General features: G+C 53.1%; 29 protein-coding genes. 14 read left to right on the top strand and 15 right to left on the bottom strand.

Features of this window, described 5'->3' with window-relative positions; translation table 11 throughout:
- Nucleotides 1-167: 167 nt before the first annotated feature.
- Together arcB and mtgA are read left to right on the top strand one after the other, a co-directional pair.
- Nucleotides 168-2,507 carry an aerobic respiration two-component sensor histidine kinase ArcB gene (gene arcB, locus LZ634_RS13210; RefSeq protein WP_234505808.1) on the top strand — a complete coding sequence of 780 codons (2,340 nt, stop codon included), beginning with the start codon at nt 168-170 and terminating at the stop codon, nt 2,505-2,507.
- A 226-nt stretch (nt 2,508-2,733) separates the two neighbouring features.
- The gene (gene mtgA / locus LZ634_RS13205; RefSeq protein ID WP_234505803.1) at nt 2,734-3,453 is read left to right on the top strand and encodes a monofunctional biosynthetic peptidoglycan transglycosylase; all 720 of its coding nucleotides are present in this window, start codon (nt 2,734-2,736) and stop codon (nt 3,451-3,453) included.
- A gap of 71 nt (nt 3,454-3,524) precedes the next feature.
- Here the strand turns inward: mtgA and npr are convergent, their stop codons facing one another.
- Genes npr through LZ634_RS13150 form a run of 11 tightly spaced genes read right to left on the bottom strand, consistent with a single transcriptional unit; the run spans nt 3,525 to nt 11,400 of the window.
- Nucleotides 3,525-3,797, bottom strand: coding sequence for a PTS phosphocarrier protein NPr (npr, locus tag LZ634_RS13200; protein WP_234505800.1), 273 nt, complete (start codon nt 3,795-3,797; stop codon nt 3,525-3,527).
- A complete protein-coding gene (rapZ, locus tag LZ634_RS13195) occupies nt 3,794-4,648 on the bottom strand; it encodes an RNase adapter RapZ (RefSeq protein WP_234505798.1) in 855 nt (284 codons plus the stop codon). The genes npr and rapZ overlap by 4 nt, the downstream gene beginning before the upstream one ends.
- A gap of 33 nt (nt 4,649-4,681) precedes the next feature.
- Nucleotides 4,682-5,170: a PTS IIA-like nitrogen regulatory protein PtsN gene (ptsN, locus tag LZ634_RS13190; protein ID WP_061281622.1), complete on the bottom strand. Its 489-nt coding sequence runs from the start codon at nt 5,168-5,170 to the stop codon at nt 4,682-4,684.
- A gap of 57 nt (nt 5,171-5,227) precedes the next feature.
- Entirely contained in the window at nt 5,228-5,515 is a 288-nt protein-coding gene (gene hpf, locus LZ634_RS13185; RefSeq protein WP_234505795.1) for a ribosome hibernation promoting factor, read from the bottom strand.
- 22 nt (nt 5,516-5,537) lie between these two features.
- Nucleotides 5,538-6,971: an RNA polymerase factor sigma-54 gene (gene rpoN, locus LZ634_RS13180; RefSeq protein WP_234505792.1), complete on the bottom strand. Its 1,434-nt coding sequence runs from the start codon at nt 6,969-6,971 to the stop codon at nt 5,538-5,540.
- A 44-nt stretch (nt 6,972-7,015) separates the two neighbouring features.
- A complete protein-coding gene (gene lptB / locus LZ634_RS13175) occupies nt 7,016-7,741 on the bottom strand; it encodes an LPS export ABC transporter ATP-binding protein (RefSeq protein WP_234505788.1) in 726 nt (241 codons plus the stop codon).
- Between the two features lie 6 nt (nt 7,742-7,747).
- Nucleotides 7,748-8,302, bottom strand: coding sequence for a lipopolysaccharide ABC transporter substrate-binding protein LptA (lptA, locus tag LZ634_RS13170; protein WP_234505785.1), 555 nt, complete (start codon nt 8,300-8,302; stop codon nt 7,748-7,750).
- The gene (lptC, locus tag LZ634_RS13165) at nt 8,271-8,846 is read right to left on the bottom strand and encodes an LPS export ABC transporter periplasmic protein LptC (RefSeq protein WP_234505782.1); all 576 of its coding nucleotides are present in this window, start codon (nt 8,844-8,846) and stop codon (nt 8,271-8,273) included. The genes lptA and lptC overlap by 32 nt, the downstream gene beginning before the upstream one ends.
- On the bottom strand, nt 8,843-9,409 hold the full coding sequence (gene kdsC / locus LZ634_RS13160) for a 3-deoxy-manno-octulosonate-8-phosphatase KdsC (protein ID WP_234505779.1): 567 nt from the start codon (nt 9,407-9,409) through the stop codon (nt 8,843-8,845). Before kdsC ends, lptC begins: the two co-directional genes overlap by 4 nt.
- A gap of 15 nt (nt 9,410-9,424) precedes the next feature.
- Nucleotides 9,425-10,411, bottom strand: a complete 987-nt coding sequence (gene kdsD, locus LZ634_RS13155; RefSeq protein WP_234505775.1) for an arabinose-5-phosphate isomerase KdsD — start codon at nt 10,409-10,411, stop codon at nt 9,425-9,427.
- 14 nt (nt 10,412-10,425) lie between these two features.
- On the bottom strand, nt 10,426-11,400 hold the full coding sequence (locus LZ634_RS13150) for a calcium/sodium antiporter (protein WP_234505772.1): 975 nt from the start codon (nt 11,398-11,400) through the stop codon (nt 10,426-10,428).
- A 188-nt stretch (nt 11,401-11,588) separates the two neighbouring features.
- Between LZ634_RS13150 and mlaF the strand changes: the two genes are divergently transcribed.
- The 7 genes from mlaF to murA all read left to right on the top strand — a co-directional run bounded on the left by mlaF (nt 11,589) and on the right by murA (nt 16,411).
- A complete protein-coding gene (mlaF, locus tag LZ634_RS13145; protein WP_234505771.1) occupies nt 11,589-12,401 on the top strand; it encodes a phospholipid ABC transporter ATP-binding protein MlaF in 813 nt (270 codons plus the stop codon).
- 7 nt (nt 12,402-12,408) lie between these two features.
- Nucleotides 12,409-13,191 carry a lipid asymmetry maintenance ABC transporter permease subunit MlaE gene (mlaE, locus tag LZ634_RS13140; RefSeq protein WP_052283629.1) on the top strand — a complete coding sequence of 261 codons (783 nt, stop codon included), beginning with the start codon at nt 12,409-12,411 and terminating at the stop codon, nt 13,189-13,191.
- Between the two features lie 4 nt (nt 13,192-13,195).
- A complete protein-coding gene (mlaD, locus tag LZ634_RS13135; RefSeq protein WP_234505768.1) occupies nt 13,196-13,750 on the top strand; it encodes an outer membrane lipid asymmetry maintenance protein MlaD in 555 nt (184 codons plus the stop codon).
- Between the two features lie 18 nt (nt 13,751-13,768).
- On the top strand, nt 13,769-14,404 hold the full coding sequence (mlaC, locus tag LZ634_RS13130) for a phospholipid-binding protein MlaC (protein WP_234505766.1): 636 nt from the start codon (nt 13,769-13,771) through the stop codon (nt 14,402-14,404).
- A complete protein-coding gene (gene mlaB / locus LZ634_RS13125; RefSeq protein WP_234505763.1) occupies nt 14,404-14,694 on the top strand; it encodes a lipid asymmetry maintenance protein MlaB in 291 nt (96 codons plus the stop codon). Before mlaC ends, mlaB begins: the two co-directional genes overlap by 1 nt.
- A gap of 137 nt (nt 14,695-14,831) precedes the next feature.
- Complete coding sequence (gene ibaG / locus LZ634_RS13120; protein ID WP_052283633.1) at nt 14,832-15,086, top strand: BolA family iron metabolism protein IbaG; 255 nt, start codon at nt 14,832-14,834, stop codon at nt 15,084-15,086.
- A gap of 65 nt (nt 15,087-15,151) precedes the next feature.
- On the top strand, nt 15,152-16,411 hold the full coding sequence (gene murA, locus LZ634_RS13115) for a UDP-N-acetylglucosamine 1-carboxyvinyltransferase (protein WP_234505760.1): 1,260 nt from the start codon (nt 15,152-15,154) through the stop codon (nt 16,409-16,411).
- 42 nt (nt 16,412-16,453) lie between these two features.
- On the opposite strand, the gene sfsB is transcribed toward murA, so the two are convergent.
- Both sfsB and ispB read right to left on the bottom strand, forming a co-directional pair.
- Nucleotides 16,454-16,726 (bottom strand): DNA-binding transcriptional regulator SfsB, encoded by a 273-nt coding sequence (gene sfsB / locus LZ634_RS13110; protein WP_234505756.1) that lies wholly within the window; start codon nt 16,724-16,726, stop codon nt 16,454-16,456.
- Nucleotides 16,727-16,913: 187 nt separating this feature from the next.
- Entirely contained in the window at nt 16,914-17,885 is a 972-nt protein-coding gene (gene ispB, locus LZ634_RS13105; RefSeq protein ID WP_234505754.1) for an octaprenyl diphosphate synthase, read from the bottom strand.
- A gap of 256 nt (nt 17,886-18,141) precedes the next feature.
- On the opposite strand from ispB, the gene rplU reads away from it, so the two are divergent.
- From rplU to cgtA, 4 genes are all read left to right on the top strand, one after another.
- Complete coding sequence (gene rplU / locus LZ634_RS13100) at nt 18,142-18,453, top strand: 50S ribosomal protein L21 (protein WP_003025032.1); 312 nt, start codon at nt 18,142-18,144, stop codon at nt 18,451-18,453.
- 19 nt (nt 18,454-18,472) lie between these two features.
- Nucleotides 18,473-18,730, top strand: coding sequence for a 50S ribosomal protein L27 (rpmA, locus tag LZ634_RS13095; protein WP_052283637.1), 258 nt, complete (start codon nt 18,473-18,475; stop codon nt 18,728-18,730).
- 94 nt (nt 18,731-18,824) lie between these two features.
- On the top strand, nt 18,825-19,790 hold the full coding sequence (locus LZ634_RS13090) for a DMT family transporter (RefSeq protein ID WP_234505751.1): 966 nt from the start codon (nt 18,825-18,827) through the stop codon (nt 19,788-19,790).
- 15 nt (nt 19,791-19,805) lie between these two features.
- Complete coding sequence (gene cgtA, locus LZ634_RS13085; RefSeq protein ID WP_234505747.1) at nt 19,806-20,987, top strand: Obg family GTPase CgtA; 1,182 nt, start codon at nt 19,806-19,808, stop codon at nt 20,985-20,987.
- Nucleotides 20,988-21,091: 104 nt separating this feature from the next.
- On the opposite strand, the gene dacB is transcribed toward cgtA, so the two are convergent.
- Nucleotides 21,092-22,525, bottom strand: coding sequence for a serine-type D-Ala-D-Ala carboxypeptidase (gene dacB, locus LZ634_RS13080; RefSeq protein ID WP_234505744.1), 1,434 nt, complete (start codon nt 22,523-22,525; stop codon nt 21,092-21,094).
- A 246-nt stretch (nt 22,526-22,771) separates the two neighbouring features.
- Between dacB and greA the strand changes: the two genes are divergently transcribed.
- Nucleotides 22,772-23,248, top strand: a complete 477-nt coding sequence (gene greA, locus LZ634_RS13075) for a transcription elongation factor GreA (protein WP_234505742.1) — start codon at nt 22,772-22,774, stop codon at nt 23,246-23,248.
- Between the two features lie 154 nt (nt 23,249-23,402).
- Here greA and yhbY read toward each other — a convergent pair whose 3' ends face one another.
- On the bottom strand, nt 23,403-23,696 hold the full coding sequence (gene yhbY, locus LZ634_RS13070) for a ribosome assembly RNA-binding protein YhbY (RefSeq protein ID WP_035891263.1): 294 nt from the start codon (nt 23,694-23,696) through the stop codon (nt 23,403-23,405).
- Nucleotides 23,697-23,771: the final 75 nt, after the last annotated feature.

The following is a 23,771-nucleotide window of genomic DNA, read 5'->3' as shown; positions in this document are numbered from 1 at the left end:
ATCATTAGCACCGGGATTTCCCGGTGCGGTAGGCCGGCACCAGACTGTCGCCCTCATTCCCTGCATGTCGCCCATTTCACAGATAATCCTCGCATTTTTCGTACAACCTACCGCGCCGCGCCCAGAATTGAGTATTATTGAGCGATGTCGTTGTTAAGGAACTCCTCATGAAGCAAATCCGTATGCTGGCGCAGTATTACGTCGACCTGATGATGAAGTTGGGTCTGGTACGTTTCTCTTTGCTGCTGGCGCTGGCGCTGGTGGTGTTGGCCATCGTCGTACAAATGGCGGTGACCATGGTGCTGCATGGCCAGGTGGAAAGCATTGATGTTATCCGCTCCATCTTCTTTGGCCTGCTGATCACCCCGTGGGCGGTCTATTTCCTGTCGGTAGTCGTCGAACAGCTTGAGGAGTCGCGGCAACGACTGTCTCGTCTGGTGGAGAAACTCGAAGAGATGCGCGAGCGCGATCTGAAGCTGAACGTGCAGCTAAAGGACAACATCTCGCAGCTTAATCAGGAGATTAGCGACCGTGAAAAAGCCGAGGCCGAACGCCAGGTGACGCTGGAGCAGCTGAAAATCGAGATGCAGGAGCGTGAAGAGACGCAGATCCGCCTCGAACAACAATCCTCCTTCTTGCGCTCTTTCCTTGATGCTTCGCCGGATTTGGTTTTCTATCGCAATGAAGATAAAGAGTTTTCTGGCTGTAACCGCGCCATGGAGCTGCTGACCGGCAAAAGCGAGAAGCAGCTGATTCACCTGCACCCTGAAGAGGTTTACACTCCAGAAGCAGCGGCTAAAGTCATTGAAACCGATGAGAAAGTTTTCCGTCATAATGTTTCGCTGACCTATGAACAGTGGCTTGATTATCCGGACGGGCGTAAAGCCTGCTTTGAGATCCGCAAAGTGCCGTACTACGATCGTGTGGGTAAACGCCACGGTCTGATGGGCTTTGGCCGTGATATTACCGAACGTAAGCGCTATCAGGATGCGCTTGAGCGCGCCAGCCGCGATAAAACCACCTTTATCTCTACCATCAGCCATGAACTGCGTACGCCGCTAAACGGTATCGTCGGGCTGAGCCGTATTCTGCTCGACACCCATTTGACCGCCGAGCAGGAGAAATACCTGAAAACCATCCACGTATCGGCGGTGACGCTGGGTAATATCTTTAACGATATTATCGATATGGACAAAATGGAACGGCGGAAAGTCCAGTTGGATAACCAGCCTGTCGACTTCACCGGTTTTCTGGCCGATCTGGAAAACCTCTCCGGTCTGCAGGCGCAGCAGAAAGGGCTACGCTTCGTGATGGAGCCGACGCTGCCGCTACCGCATAAAGTGATTACCGACGGTACCCGTCTGCGCCAGATCCTGTGGAATCTGATTAGCAACGCCGTGAAATTTACTCAGCAGGGCAATGTGGTGGTGCGCGTGCGTTACGACGTGGGCGATATGCTGCACTTTGAGGTCGAAGATTCCGGCATCGGTATTCCGCAGGAAGAGCAGGATAAAATCTTCGCCATGTATTATCAGGTGAAAGACAGTCAGGGTGGCAAACCGGCTACCGGCACCGGGATTGGCCTTGCTGTCTCACGCCGCCTGGCGAAAAGTATGGGTGGTGATATAGAAGTTTCCAGCCAGCCGGGACACGGCTCGGTCTTTACCCTGACGGTGCATGCGCCGGCGGTGGCTGAAGAAGTGGAAGATGCTTTTGAAGAAGACGATATGCCGCTGCCAGCGCTGCACGTACTGTTGGTGGAAGACATCGAACTGAACGTGATTGTTGCCCGCTCGGTGCTCGAGAAGCTGGGTAATAGCGTTGATGTCGCCATGACCGGTAAAGCCGCGCTGGAGATGTTCACTCCGGGTGAATATGACCTGGTGCTGCTGGACATTCAGTTGCCGGACATGACCGGGCTGGATATCTCCCGCGAGTTGACGTGTAAATACCACGCCGACGATCTGCCGCCACTGGTGGCTCTGACGGCTAACGTACTGAAAGACAAAAAAGAGTATATGGACGCAGGCATGGACGACGTGCTGAGTAAACCGCTCTCGGTACCGGCCCTGACGGCGATGATCAAGAAATTCTGGGATACCGTTGAAGACGAAGAGGAGAGTGCCGTGACCCCTGTTGAGAGTGGTAAATCGCAGCAGCTGCTGGATATTCCGATGCTGGAACAGTACATCGAACTGGTTGGGCCGAAGCTGATTACCGACGGTTTAACCGTGTTTGAGAAGATGATGCCGGGCTACCTGTCGGTGCTGGAATCTAACCTCACTGCCCGCGATAAGAAAGGCATCGTTGAGGAAGGCCATAAAATCAAAGGCGCAGCGGGCTCTATTGGCTTACGCCATTTGCAGCAGCTTGGACAGCAGATCCAGTCGCCCGATTTACCTGCGTGGTCAGATAACGTCGGTGAATGGGTTGAAGAGATGAAGTCTGAGTGGCAACACGATGTGGCGGTATTGAAAGCCTGGGTAGCGGCGGCTGGAAAAAAATGACCCCGGTCAAGCCGGGGTGCGCGAATACTGCGCCAACACCAGGGAACTGGTGGTTGCGTCAGATACTTGACATGATTTTGATTTTTTTGACACAACCTGAATTACGATTGCACGTTCAATAAGATAGCAAATCTTATAATGATTGTTACGTGAATCAGTAAAATGTGTGAACCATAGCGTCTTAATCAGAAATATTAATCAGTGTCAGAGGGTTAGCGTGAGGAAGATGGCTTTTAGAAGAGTAGCGGGGCTTAAACGTCTGTTAGGGCGTCTGTTGTTGCTATTGGCACTTTTCTGGGGCGGCGGCATTGCGCTATTCAGTATTTTACCGGTTCCATTTTCCGCAGTGATGATTGAACGTCAGGTTGGGGCGTGGATAACGGGAAACTTTAGCTACGTTGCTCATTCGGATTGGGTCAGCATGGATGAGATGTCGCCGTGGATGGGGCTGGCGGTGATTGCCGCAGAAGATCAGAAATTCCCGGATCACTGGGGGTTTGATGTATCGGCAATTGAAAAAGCGCTGGCCCACAATGAGCGCAACGAAAACCGTATTCGCGGGGCTTCTACGCTGTCGCAGCAGACGGCGAAAAATCTATTTCTGTGGGATGGCCGCAGCTGGGTGCGTAAAGGTTTAGAGGCCGGTCTGACGCTCGGTATCGAGACCGTGTGGAGCAAGAAGCGCATTCTGACCGTCTATCTGAATATCGCCGAGTTTGGTGATGGCGTGTTTGGCGTGGAGGCGGCATCCCAGCGTTACTTCCATAAACCGGCTAGCAAAATGACGATGGCAGAAGCGGCGCTGCTTGCTGCCGTGCTACCAAACCCGATTCGCTTTAAGGCTAATGCGCCGTCAGGCTATGTGCGCAGTCGCCAGGCGTGGATTTTACGTCAGATGAGACAGCTGGGGGGCGAGGGATTTATGCGGGAGAATAAGCTTTATTAGTCTAAGTTAGCCTGATATGCGAAACGTCATCAGGCTCGGTGCCGAATGGCGGCGCGAGCGCCTCATCCAGACTAGTCTTCGTCGAACCCGGCGTTAAACAGTGCAATCACTGCCGTCAGCGCTTCTACTTCCTGCGGCCCGGTGGCTTCGATTTCTATCTGTCGACCCTTGGCAGAGTCCAGCATCAACAGCGCAATCACGCTGTTGGCTTCCGCTTCGGTGCCTTCATCATTACGCAGCAGCACTTCTGCGTCGAAATCCTGCATCAGTTCAAACAGTTTCATGGCTGGGCGTGCATGCATGCCCAGCTTATTGGTGATTTCAACGGTCTGCTTTACGGTCATGATTTACGTTTTTCCAGCGTCCGATGACGAGACTGCACGTTCTTACCGCGTGAACGGAAGTAGTCAGCCAGCTGTTCGGCAACATAGACCGAACGGTGCTTACCACCAGTACAACCAATGGCTACCGTTAAATAGCTGCGGTTGTTGGTTTCCAGCATAGGTAACCATAGCTCAAGATAGCTACGCGTCTGGTAAATAAAGTTGTGTACTTCCGTATGGCGATCGAGGAAGGCGGCTACCGGCTTGTCGAGCCCGGTCATTGGGCGCAGCTTCGGATCCCAATGCGGGTTTGGCAGGAAGCGCACGTCAAAGACGTAATCAGCGTCAATTGGAATACCGTGCTTGAAGCCGAAAGATTCGAACACCATCGTCAACTCGCGTTCACGTTTACCCAGCAGGCGGGTACGCAGCATTTCAGCCAGCTCGTGGACGGACATTTCAGACGTATCGACGATGAGATCGGCGCGCGAGCGCAGCGGTTCCAGCAGATTGCTCTCTTCATCGATGGCGCTTTCCAGCGACAAATTTTTACTCGACAGCGGATGCAAACGGCGAGTGTCGCTGTAGCGACGAATCAGCGTGTTGCGGTCGGCATCAAGGAACAGCAGCTGAGGCGAGAAGTTCTCCGGCAGACTTTCCATCGCCCGTTCGAAGATTTCCGGTGATTCCGGCATGTTACGCACGTCGATGCTGACGGCCGCCGATATTTCACGGTCGGCCAGGGTTTTTGCCAGCTCAGGCAGCAGCACAACCGGGAGGTTGTCGACGCAGTAAAACCCCATATCTTCCAGCGCGCGCAGGGCAACAGACTTTCCCGAGCCAGAGCGGCCGCTGACGATCATCAGTACCATGTACCGTTTCTCCTCAGTACGATGTGATGTCCATTATTCATCATCGTGGGTTTCCGTATCGGTGATGATTTGATAGAGCTCTTCGTCGCTCTGCGCCGAGCGCAGACGGCGACAAATGGTTTTATCCGCCAGACGTTTCGCCACCAAAGAGAGCGTATGCAGGTGGGTTTTGGTCTGGTCGGCCGGCACCAGTAGCGCAAACAACAAATCAACAGGCTGATTGTCGATGGCATCGAAGGCAATCGGTGTTTCCAGTTGCACAAAGACACCTACCGCGCGCAGCGTATCCTCTTCCAGTTTACCGTGAGGAATAGCGATGCCGTTGCCGATGCCGGTACTGCCCATCTTTTCACGGGTCAGAATGGCTTCGAACACCACCTGCGGAGGCAGGCTAAGCTGTTTAGCCGCCAGCTCGCTGATGATTTCCAGCGCACGTTTTTTACTCTGACAGTGCACGGCACTGCGGGTACATTCCTGGTTAAGGACATTGCTCAGTTGAAGAGCTGAATCATTATTTGTCATAATTTCACCTAAGCACCGCCCGATATGCGGGGGCATATCGGGCGATCGCTCGGACAATCAGTGTTGTTTTAGTTTATCTTTGTGTTTATTCAACTGTCTCGACAGTTTGTCGATCAAGCCGTCGATGGCGGCGTACATATCCTTCCCTTCCGCACTGGCATGAAGTTCGCCGCCGTTAACATGCAATGTTGCATCCGAGATGTGCGTCAATTTTTCCACTCTTAACACAATATAGACCTGATTGATCCTCTCGAAATACTGTTCGAGTTTAACGAATTTCGCATTGACGAATTCGCGCATCGCTTCGGTAATTTCGACGTTGTGTCCAGTGATGTTGAGCTGCATAGTGTCTTCCTTATCAGTAGAGTCAGACCAGTTGTTTACGCTGGTTAGACGGCGGGATGGATAAAGACTCTCGGTACTTTGCAACGGTACGCCGTGCCACCATGATACCCTGTTCAGAGAGCAGGGTGGTCAGTTTACTGTCGCTCAGTGGTTTCGCGGGATTTTCCGCGGCAATTAATTTCTTCACCAACGCGCGAATTGCCGTGGAAGAGGCTTCGCCGCCGCCTTCGGTACTCACGTGACTGGAGAAGAAATACTTAAGCTCAAAAATGCCCCGTGGGCTATGCAAATACTTCTGCGTGGTGACACGCGAAATCGTGGACTCGTGCATCTCGACGGTCTGGGCGATATCCGCCAGCACCATCGGTTTCATATGTTCTTCGCCGAGATCGAAAAAGGCCTGCTGCTGTTCAACGATGCAGCGGCTGACGCGCAGTAGCGTGTCGTTACGGCTCTCAAGACTCTTAATCAGCCATTTGGCATCCTGCAGGTTGCTGCGGATAAACTGGCTATCGGCGTCGTTACGGGCGTTATTGCACATGCCAGCATAGTGCTGGTTTATCTGCAAACGCGGAATGCTGTCGGCGTTAAGCTCCACCATCCAGCGGCCGTTTACCTTGCGGACCAGCACATCAGGGATCACGTACTCCGGTTCGCCGGTCTGGATCGACTGGCCTGGGCGCGGATCTAACGATTGGATCAGATCGACGGCTTCCTTCAACACGTCTTCTTTCAGACGCGTGACGCGCATAAGCGAGCGGAAGTCATGGTTGGCGAGGAGATCGAGATGCTCGGCAATGATCAGCCGCGCTTCGGTAATTCGCGGCGTGTCTGGGCTGAATTGTGAAAGCTGGATCAACAGGCAGTCACGCAGATCTTTAGCGGCTACGCCGACCGGATCGAAGCGCTGGATACGTTTAAGTACCGCTTCCACTTCATCAAGGCCGATTTCGTCATTGCCGATGCTCTCACGAATATCTTCCAGCGTGACGGTGAGATAGCCAGTGTCATCGACGGCATCAACAATCGACGTGGCAATGGCGCGGTCAGTGTCGGTAAACGGCGTCAGCTCAACCTGCCACATCAGATAGTCCTGCAAGGACTGGGTGGTTTCACCCTGATAGACCGGCAGCTCGTCGTCCTGATAATCAACCCCGGTGCCTGACGGCGTCCCGGCGGTGTAGATTTCATCCCAGCTAGCGTCTAGCGGCAGCTCTTCAGGCATCTCCGCCTTTTCCAGCGCGTCGACGCTGTCCAGCGTTTCGGTATCAACGGTTTCCTGGGTTTCTACTTCCTCGTGAAGATCGGTTTGCTCAAGCAGCGGATTGCTTTCCAGTGCTTGCTGGAGTTCTTGCTGAAGTTCCAGCGTTGACAATTGCAACAGACGGATCGCCTGTTGCAACTGCGGCGTCATGGCAAGCTGTTGGCTGAGCCTTAATTGCAAACCTTGCTTCATGTTCAGAACGAATCTCTCCCGCTAACGTCGTTAACCATACCCTATCAGAGTCTGAAGTCTTCCCCAAGATACACGCGTTTAACTTGTTCGTCTTGTAGGATCTCTTGAGGTGTTCCGTGGGCAATCAAATGCCCCTGGCTGACGATATAGGCGCGCTCACACACCGCCAATGTTTCGCGCACATTATGGTCGGTGATAAGGACGCCAAGGCCGCTGTCGCGCAGATGTTCGATAATACGTTTGATGTCGATAACGGAGATCGGGTCAACGCCGGCAAACGGTTCATCCAGCAGGATAAATTTAGGGTTTGCCGCCAACGCGCGGGCAATTTCTACACGGCGGCGCTCACCACCGGAAAGTGCCTGACCTAAGTTGTCACGCAGGTGTTCAATGTGGAACTCTTCCATCAGCTCTTTGGCGCGGTCTTCACGCTGCTCGGCGCTCAGATCATCACGGATCTGTAGCACCGCCATCAGGTTGTCATAGACGCTCAGGCGACGGAAAATAGAAGCTTCCTGCGGCAGATAGCCAATCCCGCGACGGGCACGGGCGTGCAGCGGCAGCAAGCTGATGTCTTCGTCATCGATGATGATATTACCGGCGTCGCGCGGAACAATCCCTACCACCATGTAGAAGGTGGTAGTTTTACCCGCGCCGTTCGGCCCGAGCAGACCGACAATCTCACCGGAATTCACGGTCAGACTGACATCTTCCACGACGCGACGGCCTTTGTATGCTTTCGCCAGGTTTTTTGCAGTTAATGTCGCCATAACGAATTAGTTACTCTTTTTCTGGGCCGGGGCCTGGCCTTTGGATTTGTCCTGAATCTGCGACGGAACCAGAACGGTGGTGACGCGTTTGCCTTTGTCGCTAAACGCCTGCATTTTCTGCTCTTTCACCAGGTAGGTAATCTTGTCGCCTTTAATATTGCTATCAAGCTGCTCAAGATAAGCGTTGCCGGTCAGCACCACGAAATCGTTCTGCAGTTCATAGTGCATTTTAGACGCGTGGCCTTTCACCGGTTTGCCGTTGTCCTGCATCTGGTAGAAGGTCGCCGGATTACCGTAGCCGTCGATAACCTCTTTGCCTTTTTGATCTGCCGGGCGAGTCACCACGACTTTGTCGGCATTAATTTTGATCGTGCCCTGCGTTACGACGACGTTACCGGTGAAGGTCACAATGTTGCCCTGCATATCCAGCGACTGTTGATCGGATTCGATATGAATCGGCTGATCGGTATCTCCGGTAAGCGCCATTGCCGGCAGGCTAGCCGCTAACAAGGAACCCGCGAGCGCCAGCTTAAGGCTGAGTTTGTTTGTTCTGAATTTCATAAGAGGTTCTAACCTTTTCAATCAGCTCGGCGGTTTTGCTGCGTAAATTGCCGCGCATTTTCAGGCCGCTGGAATTAAATGATGTTCCGTATAACGTCACGAGGTCGTCAGAGGCAACGTCCTGAGTAATCAGGTTCACCTGGGCATTATCCGTCGTAATCTTACGCAGTTGTGCATCTTCTGTCAGCGCGTTGATTTCAACGTGCCCGTAGAGGTACAGCATGCGATCGTTAGTCAGTTTGGCTTTATCTGCTTTAATCGACCAGGTTGGTACTTTATTAGTATCAAAAGTTGTCAGTACCGGGCGGGTAAACCACGACAGCGCCTGATCGGAAAAATACTCCACATGCTCGGCGATTAACCGGTAGCTGAGTGAACCTTCTGGGCTGTATACCACGGTATCGGTATGTTCGCTTTGATAGGTCGGATCATTGGTATTCACCACTAACTGGCTAGGGTCGTCCTTATCGGCCAGATTCAGACCGATAAGAATCAGCGCTGCCAGCGCAAGTAGAATAATAACCCAACGTCTGGTTTTACTCATATCGATTGCCCTTTGGCTTCGTCCAGCTTACCTTGCGCCAGCAGCAACAGGTCGCACACTTCGCGGACAGCGCCACGGCCACCCGCAATACGGGTGACGTAATCTGCGCGTGGCAGCAGCAGCGGATGCGCATCGGCAACGGCGACGCTTAAGCCGATTTCTGCCATCACCGGCCAGTCGATCAAATCGTCGCCAACGTAGGCAACTTGATCCGGCTGCACGTCGAGCTTCGCCAGCAGTTCGCAGTAGGCGATGAGCTTATCTGACTGCCCCTGATAGAGATGGGTGATGCCAAGCGTTGCGCAGCGGTCTTCTAACAGTTTAGCTTTTCGCCCGGTAATAATCGCCACATCGATACCTGAGGTGAGGGCGCAGCGAATACCGTAGCCATCACGCACGTTGAAGGCTTTTAGCTCTTCACCGTTGTTACCCATGTAGATAAGGCCGTCCGAGAGCACCCCGTCAACATCGAGGATCAGCAGGCGAATTTTTTCCGCCTGCGCAATAAATTGTGGGCTCACCGGGCCATAACAGGTGGCTACCGGGGTAACAGCATGACTCATTCTTTATATCCTTGATTACACTACGCCTGCGCGCAGTAGGTCGTGCATATGTATCACACCTAGCAGATGGTCGCCATCGGCAACCAGCACGCAGGTGATATGACGTGATTGCATCAGGTTCAGGGCATCCACCGCCAGTATTCCTGGGCGAATACGAATACCGCCCGGCGTCATGACGTCGGCAATACCGAGGGTGCGAACGTCAACGCCATTATCGAAGATCCGTCGCAGGTCGCCATCGGTGAAAATTCCCTTAATCTGCATGTTGTCATCGCAGATGGCGGTCATTCCCAGGTTCTTGCGGGTAATCTCCAGCAGCGCATCGCGCAGCGAAGCATCGATGCTGACGTGCGGAATTTCATCACCGGTGTGCATGATATCGTTAACCCGCAGCAGCAGCTTGCGGCCGAGTGCGCCACCGGGGTGCGACAGAGCAAAATCTTCAGCCGTAAAGCCTCGTGCCTTTAATAGCGCGACGGCAAGGGCATCGCCCATCACCAGAGCTGCAGTCGTGCTGGAAGTCGGCGCCAGTCCTAACGGACAGGCTTCGCGCGGGACCTTCACACACAAATGAATATCGGCGGCACGCCCCATGCTGCTGTCCGGACGACTGGTGATGCAGATAAGCGGAACGTGCAGGCGTTTCAGCACCGGGATAAGCGCCAGAATCTCATTGGACTCGCCGGAGTTAGACAGGGCGATAACCACGTCCTGCGGCGTGACCATGCCTAAGTCACCGTGAGCCGCTTCGCCGGGATGGACGAAGAACGACGAGGTGCCGGTACTGGCAAAGGTGGCCGCCATCTTACGGCCAATATGCCCGGACTTGCCCATTCCCATCACCACGACTTTGCCGCTGCAGTAGAAAATCTTCTCGCAGGCGTCGCTGAAATCCTGATTAATGTATTGATCGAGCTGTTCCAGCCCTTCCCGTTCAATCTCCAGAACTTCTTTTCCCGCCTGCAGGAAATCGAAATTTGGCTGCAAATCTATTTGCGACATAGTGTTATCCCGATTCATTCGATGAAAAGCGGCGTGCCCCAACAGAGCAGTGCCAGCCATACCATAAACCCGCCGATCAACAGCAAGCCCGCGCCACGGCCTATCTGGCGGCGGCGCCAGCACAGTAGGGCGAAAACAACGCTGACCAATACCATTACGCCATAGTCCCGACTGAACGCGAGTGGGTTAAACTGTCCTGGCGCGATAAGGGCAGGGATCCCCAAAACGATAGCGATATTAAAGAAATTGGAGCCGATGATATTGCCGACAGCGATATCATTCTCGCCTTTACGTACCCCGGCAATTGCGGTGGCCAGTTCCGGCAGACTGGTGCCCAGCGCCACAATAGTCAGACCAATGGTCAGTTCACTCATGGCGAAATAGTTCGCCATCACTGTGGCATTATCAATAACCATGCGGGTCGCCATTGGCATGATGATAAGTGCGACACCAAGCCATAAGCAGGCGACGGGTAACGAACCGTCGCGCGGCAGCTCGGCTAGCTGCTCCTGGGTAAATTTGTCATTGCCCTGACGTTCGGCCAGCCGGGCTATTTTAATGATAAACAACAGCCACAGGACGGTGAGAATAAATAAAAACACGCCGTCGAGGCGGGACAGCTCGCCATCATACAACACATATCCTGCCAGCAGGCTCACTACCAACATTAGCGGTATTTCGCGGCGCAGGATATCAGAATGCACGGTAAACGGGTGGAACAGTGCGGTGAGCCCGAGGATCAGCAGGATATTGACGATATTGGATCCGATTGCGGTACCGATGGCCACATCGACCTGCCCGTGAAGTGAGGCGGCTGCGGAAACAATAATTTCCGGCAGCGATGTGCCTATACTGACAATAGTCATGCCAATAATCAGCGGCGGGATCCCTAAAGCACGGCAAAGAATTGACGCGGAATACACCAGGCGGTCAGCGCTGTATACCACCAGAAGTAAACCAATAATTAACAGAGCCGTAGCTAAGAGCATCTAAAATCCTTTATTCGGGTATAATCGTCGGCCCGCACATCTGGGCGTAACGAATTCCTAATTTTGACTTTATGCGCAGGAAAAGTAAAACAAATGCCAGATTTCGTTAACCAGAGCGGTTAGGATTCTGTAAGAATGCAGGGGCAAGCAGGAGTTTGCCCTAGTTAAGGACCTGGAAAGGTAAGCCTATGAGCCAAAATCTAGCGAATCTGGTCGATATGCGTGACGTCACGTTTTCCCGTGGCAATCGCGTCATTTTCGACAACATATCGCTTTCGGTGCCACGCGGCAAAATCACCGCGATAATGGGGCCGTCGGGGATTGGCAAGACCACGCTGCTGCGCCTTATTGGTGGGCAGATCCCCCCGGATAGCGGAGAAATCCTCTTTGACGGCGAGAACGTGCCGCAAATGTCGCGCTCCCGTCTTTATACCGTGCGTAAGCGCATGAGTATGCTGTTTCAATCGGGTGCATTGTTCACCGACCTGAACGTGTTTGATAACGTCGCCTACCCGATTCGTGAGCATACCAATTTGCCCGCGCCGTTGCTGAAAAGCACGGTGATGATGAAGCTGGAGGCCGTCGGCCTGCGCGGTGCGGCGAAGCTAATGCCATCTGAACTGTCCGGCGGCATGGCGCGACGCGCTGCGCTGGCGAGAGCCATTGCGCTTGAGCCGGATCTCATCATGTTTGATGAACCGTTTGTTGGTCAGGATCCCATTACCATGGGCGTACTGGTTAAGCTGATTTCCGAACTCAACAGCGCGCTGGGTGTCACCTGTATTGTGGTTTCTCACGATGTGCCGGAAGTGCTGAGTATTGCGGATTTCGCTTACATCATGGCAGACCAGAAAATCATCGCTCACGGTAGCGCCACCTCGTTGCAGGAAAACGCCGATCCTCGAGTGCGTCAGTTCCTCGACGGTATCGCCGATGGTCCGGTGCCATTCCGTTTTCCTGCGGGCGACTATCGCCGCGACCTCATCGGCACAGGGAGCTAAACGACTCATGCTGTTAAATGCACTGGCAGCGCTTGGACATCGCGGAATTAAGACCATCGCGACGTTTGGGCGAGCTGGGTTAATGTTATTCAATGCCGTTGTCGGCAAGCCGGAGTTTCGCAAGCATGCGCCGCTGCTGGTTCGCCAACTGTACAACGTCGGCGTACTTTCGTTGGTCATCATCATCGTGTCGGGCGTGTTTATCGGCATGGTGCTGGGGCTACAAGGGTATCTGGTGCTGACCACCTACAGCGCTGAGACCAGTCTCGGCATGCTGGTGGCGCTATCGCTGCTACGTGAGCTAGGGCCGGTTGTTGCCGCACTGCTGTTCGCCGGGCGCGCCGGTTCGGCGCTGACCGCCGAAATCGGTCTGATGCGCGCCACCGAGCAGCTTTCCAGTATGGAAATGATGGCGGTGGATCCCCTGCGTCGTGTGATCTCTCCTCGCTTCTGGGCTGGCGTGATTTCCCTGCCGCTGCTGACGATTATTTTCGTCGCGGTGGGCATCTGGGGTGGTTCGCTGGTTGGCGTGAGCTGGAAAGGTATTGACGCCGGGTTCTTCTGGTCGGCGATGCAAAATGCGGTGGACTGGCGTCTTGATCTGGTGAACTGCCTGATTAAGAGCGTTGTTTTCGCCATTACGGTGACATGGATTGCGTTATTTAACGGTTACGATGCGATCCCCACTTCTGCCGGAATCAGCCGCGCGACCACCCGTACCGTGGTGCATGCGTCGCTGGCGGTTCTTGGGCTGGACTTTGTGCTGACGGCACTGATGTTTGGGAATTGAGTGAATGCAAACGAAAAAGAGTGAAATCTGGGTCGGTATTTTTTTGTTGATTGCCCTGCTGGCGGCACTGTTTGTGTGCCTGAAGGCCGCAGATGTGTCGTCGATAAAATCGGAGCCAACCTACCGTGTATACGCCACCTTCGATAACATCGGCGGCCTGAAGAGCCGTTCTCCGGTGCGTATTGGCGGCGTGGTGATTGGACGAGTTGCCGATATCAGCCTCGATCCGAAAACGTATCTACCGCGTATCGCTATCGATATTGAAGACACCTATAACCATATTCCGGATACCAGCTCGCTGGCCATCAGGACTTCCGGTTTACTGGGTGAGCAGTACCTGGCGCTGAACGTTGGCTTTGAAGACCCGGAACTGGGAACGTCTATCCTTAAAGATGGCAGCACTATTCAGGACACCAAGTCGGCGATGGTGCTCGAAGATCTGATCGGTCAGTTCCTCTACAACAGTAAAGGCAGCGACAATCAGAATTCAGGCGATGCGAAGAATTCAACCGATGGACATACTGATACGGCGGCGCCTGCTACTGGCTCGACGAATTAATCTCAGGAGATACTCGACATGTTTAAACGTTTACTGATGGTCGCCATGCTGGTGATTGCCCCATTAACGGCAGCCACGGCGGCAGACCAGACTAACCCTTACAAACTGATGAACGAAGCGGCGCAGAAAACGTTCGATCGCCTGAAGGCTGAACAACCTAAGATTCGTTCTAACCCGAATTATCTGCGTGATATCGTGGATCAGGAACTGCTGCCGTACGTCCAGGTGAAATACGCGGGTGCATTGGTGCTGGGCCGTTACTACAAAGACGCGACTCCGGCGCAGCGCGATGCCTACTTCACCGCGTTCCGTGAATACCTGAAACAGGCTTACGGTCAGGCGCTGGCGATGTATCACGGTCAGACTTATCAGGTTGCCCCTGAACAAGCGCTGGGCGATGCGACTATCATTCCTATCCGCGTCACCATCAACGATCCGAACGGCCGTCCGCCGGTACGCCTGGATTTCCAGTGGCGTAAAAATACCCAGACGGGTAACTGGCAGGCTTACGATATGATTGCTGAAGGTGTGAGCATGATCACCACCAAGCAAAACGAGTGGAGCGATCTGCTGCGTACCAAAGGTATTGATGGCCTGACCGCACAGCTGAAATCCATCTCTGCACAGCCGATTACCCTGGAACAGAAAAAATAATGGCCGAACAGTTAAGCTGGACGCGCGATGGCGAACGCCTGTCGCTGCACGGTGAACTGGATCAGGACTTTCTGGTGTCCCTGTGGGACGCCAGAATGGACGCAACGCAGGGCGTGTCGGTGATTGACCTCAAGGGTCTAAGCCGTGTCGATACGGCGGGTCTGGCGCTGCTGGTGCATCTGGTTGAGCTGATACGCGCTCAGGGCCGTACGGCAAGTGTGGAAGGCGTGAGCGAAAAAGTAGCTACGCTGAAAGGGCTGTACAATTTGCCCGAAGATATGATCCCTTAAAAATTTCAGTGCATTATTGCTTCCAATATTCTTAAAGCCCCATCAATCTCAAGGATGGGGCTTTTTGCTTGTTTAAGACTGCGCCACTTTCCTCTAAGATGTGGGGCTGTTTTCACTCTCAAATGAAATGCGAACCTATGGAAAATAATGAAATTCAGACCGTGCTGATGAATGCACTCTCCCTTCAGGAAGTTCTCGTTTCTGGTGATGGCAGTCACTTCCAGGTGATTGTTGTGGGTGAGATGTTTGACGGCATGAGCCGGGTTAAGAAACAGCAAACTGTCTATGCCCCGCTGATGGAGTACATTGCGGACAACCGCATTCATGCCCTGTCGATTAAAGCGTATACCCCGCAAGAGTGGGCGCGCGATCGCAAACTCAACGGTTTTTGAGCCAGGGGAAAAGTGGCATCACTTTTCCGGTGGCGAACGTGAATACTTAACAGAGATTAGATTTGATGGATAAATTTCGTGTGCAGGGGCCGACCCGCCTTCAGGGCGAGGTCACCATTAGCGGTGCTAAAAATGCTGCCCTGCCGATTCTTTTTGCCGCTTTGCTGGCAGAAGACCCGGTTGAGATTCAGAACGTACCAAAACTGAAAGACGTCGATACCTCCATGAAGCTGCTGACTCAGCTGGGTGCGAAGGTAGAGCGTAATGGTTCGGTATGGATCGACGCAGGCCCGGTAGATGTATTCTGTGCGCCATACGACCTGGTGAAAACCATGCGTGCCTCTATCTGGGCGCTGGGTCCGCTAGTGGCGCGTTTTGGTCAGGGTCAGGTTTCTCTGCCTGGCGGTTGTACCATCGGTGCGCGTCCGGTTGACCTGCACATCTCTGGCCTTGAGCAGTTAGGCGCAGAAATCAAGCTGGAAGAAGGCTACGTTAAAGCATCCGTCAATGGTCGCCTGAAAGGTGCACATATCGTGATGGACATGGTCAGCGTTGGCGCGACCGTCACAATCATGACTGCCGCAACGCTTGCGGAAGGCACTACCATCATTGAAAACGCCGCGCGTGAGCCGGAAATCGTCGATACGGCGAACTTCCTCAACGCGATGGGCGCTAAAGTGACGGGGCAGGGTACCGATCGCATTACCATTGAAGGCGTCAAACGCCTGGGCGGCGGCGTGTATCGCGTTCTGCCAGACCGTATTGAAACCGGCACCTTCCTGGTCGCAGCGGCGATTTCCGGTGGTAAAATTGTCTGCCGTAACGCTAAGCCTGATACGCTGGACGCTGTGCTGGCGAAGCTGCGTGAAGCTGGCGCTGACGTTGAAGTCGGCGAAGACTGGATTAGCCTTGATATGCACGGCAAACGTCCAAAAGCGGTGAACGTGCGTACTGCGCCACACCCGGCGTTCCCGACGGATATGCAGGCACAGTTCACTCTGCTGAATATGGTGGCAGAAGGGACTGGCGTCATCACCGAAACGGTATTCGAAAACCGCTTCATGCACATTCCTGAACTCATTCGTATGGGTGCTCGCGCGGAAATCGAAAGCAACACCGCGATTTGTCACGGCGTTGAGCAGCTCTCCGGGGCTCAGGTGATGGCAACTGACCTGCGCGCTTCTGCAAGTCTCGTTCTGGCTGGCTGTATTGCTCAGGGCACCACGATCGTGGATCGTATCTACCATATCGACCGTGGCTACGAGCGTATTGAAGACAAGCTGAGCGCATTAGGCGCGAATATCGAGCGTATTAAAGGCGAGTAATCGCTGCCGCTTACAAACGCCCTCAGGCTTGTCTTGAGGGCGTTATTTACTCTTCTTAGGCTGGCGCATCATCTGCGTTCTGTCGATAAATTCGTGAGTGATGGGATCGTGATAGCGCGATGGCCAGATCGTCCACGGATCGGTCTCCAGCGCTTTCGCAATAATCACTTCACCTTTCGGCCACGGACGTGACAGCACATTCGCTAACGTCGAAGAACTGAGACCGTTCTTACGCGATTCTGCGGCCATTGATGTACCTTTCTTGCGTAACCCCGCGATAATATCTGCCGGATGCCAGTCGGTAAACGTATCCATACTTCCTCCTTGAGAGCGGTGTTTAAATCACCACATTGAGTGAAGTCTGTACTGTATCGCGCTTTTCGATTGGATTCTAAAAAGTTCTTGTAAGTGTGATTAAATTCAGAAAAAGATAATTTTTTGCAGCAACATAGGCATGTTTGAGATTTTTTAGGAATTTTCCCGCGCAAGGCGCGGGAAAGGATTAACGATCGCGCTGAACGGCGATGTGGGCAAGTGCAATGAGCGCATCACGCCATTGGGTATCAGGCAGCGGTGCCAGGGCGGCAATCGCTTTGTCGGCTTCTTCTTCAGCACGCTGGCGCGTCCATTCCAAAGAGCCACAGGCAGCCATCGCCTCAAGCACAGGCTCAAGCAGATGCCGGCCATTGCCCTGTTCAATTGCGCCACGAATCAGCAGCGTTTGTTCAGGCGTACCGTTACGCATGGCGTGTAACAGTGGCAGCGTTGGTTTGCCTTCGTTGAGATCGTCGCCAACATTTTTACCCAGCGTCTCACCATCGGCGCTGTAGTCGAGCAAATCGTCAATCAGCTGGAAAGCGGTACCCAGGTAGCGGCCATAATCCTGCAACCCTTTCTCCTGCTCTGGCGTACAGTCGGCAAGCAAACCTGAACATTGGGCCGCCGCTTCAAACAGGCGCGCGGTTTTGCTGTAAATCACGCGCATGTAGTTTTCTTCGGTGATGTCCGGGTCATTGACGTTCATCAACTGCAGCACTTCGCCTTCGGCAATCACGTTGACCGCTTCAGACATGACTTCCAGCACTTTCAGCGAGCCGAGGCTGGTCATCATCTGGAAGGCACGCGTATAGATAAAGTCGCCAACCAGCACGCTGGCTGCGTTACCAAAGGCCGCATTTGCCGTTGCTTTGCCGCGACGCATGTCGGACTCGTCGACGACGTCATCGTGCAGCAGCGTTGCCGTGTGAATAAATTCGATCAGCGCGGCGATATTGACGTGGGCATTTCCCTGATAGCCAACGGCACGAGCGGCCAGTACGGCAATCATCGGACGAATTCGTTTTCCGCCGCCGCTGACGATATAATAACCTAGCTGATTGATTAACTGGACGTCCGAGTTGAGCTGCTCAAGAATCGTCGCATTAACACCCGCCATATCCTGCGCGGTTAACTCATTGATTTGTTGTAAATTCATCGCAAAAGCCGGGCTTAATGTCCTGTTTACCACTTATCCATACGGGATAACGAAGGTTTTACGTTAGCGTTGTACCTACGATTGTACTGAAAAAACGCCCCAGATAAACGTTGTCGTGCCTGTTGTCTTTTTTTTCTGCATCTATTGATGCTAGCACTTGTCAAAGCCTCACGTTTTGCGTAATATTCGCGCCCTATTGTGAATATTTATAGCGCACTCTGAATCACAAAAAGTTGTGCGCGGAAGCGGAGTTTATATGTACGCGGTTTTCCAAAGTGGTGGTAAACAACACCGAGTTAGCGAAGGTCAGACCGTTCGCCTGGAAAAGCTGGACATCGCAACTGGCGAATCTGTTGAATTCGCTGAAGTTCTGATGATCGCAAACGGTGAAGAAGTCAAAATCGGCGTTCCTTTCGTTGATGGCGGCGTAATCAAAGCTGAAGTTGTTGCTCACGGTCGTGGCGAGAAAGTTAAAATCGTTAAGTTTCGTCGTCGTAAACACTATCGTAAGCAGCAAGGCCATCGTCAGTGGTTCACTGATGTGAAAATCACTGGCATCAGCGCTTAAGTTAAGGGGAGCAGATTAAATGGCACATAAAAAGGCTGGTGGCTCGACTCGTAACGGTCGCGACTCAGAAGCTAAACGTCTGGGCGTAAAACGCTTCGGCGGCGAATCCGTTCTGGCTGGTAGCATCATCGTTCGTCAACGTGGTACTCAGTTCCACGCTGGTTCTAACGTAGGCTGCGGCAAAGACCACACTCTGTTTGCTAAAGCAGACGGTAAAGTGAAATTCGAAGTGAAAGGCCCGAAAAACCGTCGTTTTATCAGCATTGTTGCTGAATAAGTTTTTCGCGTCCCGGTAACGGATGAAAGCCCCGCAACGTGTTGCGGGGCTTTTTACATTCGACGCCAGGAAAACTCGGGACAGGGAATCCGGTATGAAGCAACAGGCGGGTATTGGCATTCTTTTGGCGCTCACGACAGCAATCTGTTGGGGAGCCTTACCGATCGCCATGAAACAGGTTCTGGAAGTGATGGAACCGCCTACCATTGTGTTCTACCGCTTCTTGATGGCGAGCTGCGGTCTGGGCCTCATCTTGTTCTGGAAGCGCAGACTTCCTCCCCTACGGGTTTTCCGCGATCCACGCTGGCTGGTGTTGTTGCTGATTGCCACCGGGGGGCTGTTCGGTAACTTCATCCTGTTTAGCTCATCGCTACAGTATGTCAGCCCAACGGCGTCACAGGTGATTGGTCAGCTCTCACCCGTCGGCATGATGGTTGCTAGCGTCTTTATCCTCAAAGAGAAGATGCGTGGTACGCAGATAATTGGCGCTATCATGCTGATCTGCGGCCTGCTGATGTTTTTCAACACCAGCCTTGTCGAAATTTTTACTCGTCTGACTGACTATACCTGGGGTGTTATCTTCGGGGTCGGGGCGGCGATGGTCTGGGTGAGTTACGGCGTCGCGCAAAAGGTGTTATTGCGGCGGATGGCCTCACAGCAGATTCTTTTTTTATTGTACACTTTATGTACGATAGCACTGTTGCCGTTAGCAAAGCCCGAGGTTATCGGGCAACTGAGCGACTGGCAGCTAGCCTGCCTGATCTTTTGTGGTCTGAACACATTGGTTGGTTACGGGGCGTTGGCGGAAGCCATGGCACGCTGGCAGGCGGCACAGGTAAGCGCATTAGTGACGCTTACTCCCTTGTTTACACTGTTATTTTCAGATCTTTTATCAATGGCCTGGCCCGATTTCTTCGCCCGACCGATGTTGAACCTTTTAGGTTACCTCGGTGCGTTTATCGTGGTTGCGGGCGCGATGTATTCCGCCATTGGTCATCGCCTTTGGGGGCGGTGGCGTAAGCGTGAAGCGGTTGTTCCGTTACCCCGCGCAGGCGAATGATTTACGGAGAGTAAAATGAAGTTTGTTGATGAAGCAACGATCCTGGTCGTAGCAGGTGATGGCGGTAATGGTTGCGTTAGCTTCCGCCGTGAAAAATATATTCCACGCGGTGGCCCAGACGGCGGCGATGGTGGTGATGGCGGTGACGTATGGATGGAAGCCGACGAAAACCTGAACACGCTGATCGACTACCGTTTCGAAAAATCTTTCCGCGCAGAGCGTGGTCAGAACGGTGCGAGCCGCGACTGTACCGGTAAACGTGGTAAAGACGTCACCATCAAGGTGCCGGTCGGTACGCGCGTGATCGACCAGGGCACCGGCGAAACGATGGGTGATATGACCAAACATGGTCAGCGCCTGATGGTTGCGAAAGGCGGCTGGCACGGTCTGGGTAACACCCGTTTTAAATCTTCCGTTAACCGTACTCCGCGTCAGAAGACAATGGGTACGCCGGGCGATAAGCGTGATCTGCAGCTCGAACTGATGCTGCTGGCGGACGTTGGGATGCTGGGGATGCCGAATGCCGGTAAATCCACCTTCATCCGTTCTGTTTCTGCAGCGAAACCGAAAGTGGCGGACTATCCGTTTACGACGCTGGTTCCAAGCCTTGGCGTGGTGCGTGTCGATAACGAGAAGAGCTTCGTGGTTGCCGATATCCCTGGCCTGATTGAAGGCGCATCTGAAGGCGCGGGCCTTGGTATTCGCTTCCTCAAGCACCTTGAGCGCTGTCGCGTCCTGCTGCACATCATCGACATTGAGCCGATTGACGGTTCCGATCCGGCTGAAAATGCCCGTATCATCGTTGGTGAGCTGGAGAAATACAGCGAGAAGCTGGCCGGTAAACCACGTTGGCTGGTGTTCAACAAAATCGACCTGATGGATAAAGCTGAAGCGGAAGCTAAGGCACAGGCGATTGCAGACGCAATGGGTTGGGAAGGTAAGCACTACCTGATCTCTGCGGCGAGCCAGATTGGCGTTAAAGACCTGTGCTGGGACGTGATGAACTTCATCATTGAGAACCCAATCGTGCAGGCTGAAGATGCGAAACAGCCAGAGAAAGTTGAATTCATGTGGGATGACTACCACCGTCAGCAGCTTGACGAAGTGGCAGCCGAAGCTGAAGAAGACGACGAAGATTGGGATGACGATTGGGACGAAGACGACGAAGAAGGCGTTGAGTTCATCTACAAACGTTAATCTCGTGGCCGGAGAGTGCTTACGCTAATCCGGCCTACAAAATTCAACGGGCCGCAAATGCGGCCCGTTTTTTTTATGTTCGTTGCCATCCGGCAAGAACGGGATCAGTTGTTCTGATAAATATCTTTATACAAGCGGCTCTCAAAGCGGACTAACGGAATACGTCGGTTGCGCTGATCGGCAGGCGAAACCGCGTAGCCCGACAGATACTGTACAAACGCCATTTTTTGTCCGCTGGCGGTAGTGATAAAGCCTGCGAGGTTGTAGACGCCCTGTAGGGATCCCGTTTTTGCCGACACTTTGCCATCGACACCGGCCTGATGAAGACCCGCGCGATACTGGAGCGAACCATCGTGCCCGGCAAGCGGCAGCATCGAGATGAAATCCAGTTCGTTGTCATGCTGAGCGATGTATTGCAGTGCCTGCATCATGGTGGCCGGCGCAATCAGGTTATGTCGCGACAGACCTGAGCCATCGGCAATGATCGTGTTACCTAAATCAACACCGGCTTGCTGACGCAGGATCTGGCGGACCGCATCAGAACCCGCACGCCAGGTACCCGGTACGCCGAAGCGCGCGTGACCAATCATGCGGAATACGGTATCGGCAATCATGTTGTCTGATTTTTTCAGCATGATCTTCAGTAAATCGTGAAGCTGTGCCGACTGTTTGCTGGCAATCACCGTGCCCGGTTCGTTCACCAGCGTTTGGCGTAGCAGGGTGCCGGAATAGGTGATCCCGGCCTGCTTCAGCTCGTCTTTGATAATCGCCCCGGCGTAGCTGGCGCCATCCTGAATCGCGAATGCCAGCGGCAGCGGCTCGGAACGCTGTGGCAGGCAGCCAGTCAAGGTAAAGCGATTCAGATCGCCTGGCACGACATCCAGTTCACAGTACTGCGCGTCCGGTGAACCTTTTGCCAGCGTGCGGACCTGGCTAAACATGGTGACTGGGTAGTAAGAAGCGATACGAATAAACGCCATATCATTGGCTTTTTGGGCGCTGTATAACGAAATCGAGAAGCAGTTGCGGTCAATAATTGCCGCCGCCGGAGGGGCGCTAAAACACTGCGTCATATCGTTCCACGGCCAGCCTGGGGCTTTATCGTGACTGGCAAAAATGGAGGTATCGATGAGTATGTTTCCCTCGATATTTTGCACGCCAGATTTTTTTAGCGTCGCCACCATATTGCGAATATCCTGACGTTTTAGCGTCGGATCGCCGCCAAATCGTGCAATAAGGTCACCTTTCAGCGTACCGTTATCAACACTGCCTTTGGTCTCAAGCGTGGTGGTAAAACGGAAGTCCGGGCCGAGCTGTAACAGCGCCGCCAGCGCGGTCAGTACCTTCTGCGTACTGGCTGGCAGTGCCATCTGTTGCCCGTGATAATCAATGAGCGGCGCGGGAGCGCCCACTTTCTGTACCAAAAGCGCGAGGTTGGCCCCGGCAGGAAGCTGATTGATGTATTCATCAACATTCGCGGCCTGAACGCTAAACGCTATAGTGGTAGTCAATCCGATGATAAATCTGGAAAATCGCATAATCTCGCGCTAACAACCTGGAAACAAGCCGTCATACTACGGCGCAAAGCCCTGTAAAGTAAACGATGACCCGTAGTGAACTTCAGGGTAAAATACGTATCAAATTAAAAATTACTGCTGACCTGGGGCTTTGTACCCGGGTCGGTTTTCTTTTGCTTCTGGCCTGGTGTTGATAGCGACACAGGCGGGCTTAACAGCCGGAGCGGTGTGAGTCGCTCCCTACAGGAATGTTTAAGAGGTATAACGATGCAAGCTATTCCGATGACCCTTCGTGGTGCAGAAAAACTGCGTGAAGAACTGGATTTTCTCAAGTCCGTACGTCGCCCGGAAATCATCGCGTCCATCGCTGAAGCGCGCGAGCACGGTGACCTGAAAGAAAACGCCGAGTACCATGCTGCGCGTGAGCAGCAGGGCTTCTGCGAGGGTCGTATCAAGGATATCGAAGCGAAGCTGTCTAATGCGCAGGTTATCGATATCACCCGGATACCAAACAATGGCCGCGTGATCTTTGGTGCTACCGTGAAGGTGTTGAACCTGGACAACGATGAAGAACAAACCTACCGTATCGTGGGTGATGATGAAGCTGACTTCAAACAGAACCTGATTTCTGTGAACTCACCGATTGCTCGTGGCCTTATCGGCAAAGAGCAGGATGACGTGGTCGTTATCCGCACACCGGGTGGTGAAGTTGAGTTTGAAATCATCAAAGTGGATTATCTGTAAGTTTTGTTCGACACTCAAAATGTTGATTGAGTGTAAAGATAAGAAAAAGGCCGCATAGCGGCCTTTTATCAAGCTTGAGAGCGTGGCATGTTGCTAGCCCTCGTGAAGAAAATCCCTCATTTAACACAATGTTGTGTCAGAAATTAGGATATTCTTAACGTGGCAACGAGATTTTGCGTTCTTTACCAGGGCGATAAAGCACCAGCATTTTACCGATGACCTGTACGTTACAGGCGCCGGTTTCGCGCACGATAGCGTCCACGATCAAGGTTTTGGTTTCGCGATCTTCCGAGGCGACTTTCACCTTGATAAGTTCATGGTGCTCTAACGCTTGTTCAATCTCGGCCAGTACCCCTTCGGTCAAACCATTATTGCCAAGCATAACTACTGGCTTGAGCGGATGTGCAAGACCTTTCAGGTGCTGTTTTTGTTTAGTACTCAGATTCATCGTATATTTTTGCTTAGGTTGGGATTGAAAACGGGTCATTCTACCGCCATCTCCCTTATATCGCCAAATGATGCG

Source organism: Kluyvera intermedia (genome assembly GCF_021440345.1).
In the GTDB taxonomy this organism is placed as follows: domain Bacteria; phylum Pseudomonadota; class Gammaproteobacteria; order Enterobacterales; family Enterobacteriaceae; genus Kluyvera; species Kluyvera intermedia_A.
Note: the sequence above shows the minus strand (reverse complement) of the source record. Positions and strands in the feature narration are given on the sequence as shown.